The 1,480-nt window shown below is 69.5% G+C and carries 1 protein-coding gene; it reads left to right on the top strand.

Translation table 11 applies throughout. The features are described from left to right. The first annotated feature begins 67 nt into the window (after nt 1-67). Nucleotides 68-1,393: an ABC transporter substrate-binding protein gene (locus tag H5J30_RS32860; protein WP_181791338.1), complete on the top strand. Its 1,326-nt coding sequence runs from the start codon at nt 68-70 to the stop codon at nt 1,391-1,393. Nucleotides 1,394-1,480 lie beyond the last annotated feature (87 nt).

Raw genomic sequence — 1,480 nt, 5'->3', positions numbered from 1 at the left:
CCGTACGCCGCCGCCGTCGCCCCCTTCCGACTCCGTACATCCCCATCCCACCGAAGAGAGCCGACACATGACCATGACCACACCACTGAGAGCAGCCGCCGCCCTCTTCCTGGCGGGCTCCCTCACCCTCACCGCCGCCGCGTGCGGCGACGACGGCAGCACCGGCGGCGGCAGCGAGGGCGAAGGCGCCGGCTCGATCACCTTCTGGGACAACAACGGCGGGGTGCGCACGCCGGTGTGGAAGGAGATCATCGCCGACTTCGAGAAGGCGCACCCGGACATCGACGTCGAGTACGTGCCGATCCCGATCAACGACGTGCAGTCCAAGTACGACACCGCCATCGCGGGCGGCGGCCTGCCGGACGTCGGCGGCGTCACCACCTCGTACCTCGCGAACATGGTCGCGCAGGACGCGCTGGAACCCGTGGGCGGCCGGATCGAGGACGGCGCGCTGAAGGGCGTGCTGGCCGGGAGCATGACCGAGAGCGTCAGGGCCGCGGGCGGGCGCGGCGAGGAGATGTACTCCGTGCCGACCTCCGCCAACAACGGCACGCTGTGGTACCGCACGGACCTCTTCGAGGACGCCGGGCTCGCCCCGCCCACCACCTGGGACGCCTTCTACGACGCCGCGGAGAAGCTGACCGACAAGGAGGACAACGCCTTCGGCTACACCATCCGCGGCGGCGAGGGCTCCATCGCGCAGGCGCTGGACGTGATGTACGGGCAGTCGGGCATCACAGAGTTCTGGGACGGCGAGGAGACGACGGTCAACGCGCCGGAGAACGTCGCCGCCCTGGAGAGGTACGCCGGGCTGTACGACGACGTCACGCCCGAGGCAGACGTGAACAACGACTTCGTGAAGATGGTCGCGCAGTTCGACAACGGCGACATCGGGATGCTGAGTCACAACCTCGGCTCCTACCAGGACCACCTCAAGGCCCTGGGCGAAGGCGGCTTCGCGGGCCTGCCGCAGCCGGCGGGACCCGGCGGGAAGCGGGTGCAGGTCTCCAACCCGGTCGACGGCCTCGGGCTCTTCAAGTCCGGCGACAACAAGGGCGCGGCCTGGAAGTTCATCGAGTTCGCCGCGGCCCACGAGGCCAACAGCGCGTGGAACGAGTCGGCCGCCCAGATCCCCGCCAACACCGAGGCCGCACAGGACGCCTGGGTCAGGGAGTCGGCGCGGGACAACGGCGCCTTCTCCTCGCTGACGGACGGCAGCACCGAGATCGTGCAACTGCCGTACTACCTGCCGGACTGGAACAACATCAGCAAGACGGACAACGAGCCCGCGTTCCAGAAGGTGCTCCTCGGCGAGATGAGCGCGAAGGACTTCCTGGACGCGATGGCGGAGCAGCTGAACGAGGCCCGGGCGGAGTGGCAGGAGCAGCAGTGATCCCCCGCGGGCCGGCGGCCGTCCAAGGCCGCCGGCCCGCCGACACCGACTCAGTGAAGGAGCCGCACATGCGTCACCCGACACGGC

The organism is Streptomyces phytophilus (assembly GCF_013870535.1).
GTDB classification, from domain to species: Bacteria; Actinomycetota; Actinomycetes; order Streptomycetales; family Streptomycetaceae; genus Streptomyces; species Streptomyces phytophilus.
Note: the sequence above shows the minus strand (reverse complement) of the source record. Positions and strands in the feature narration are given on the sequence as shown.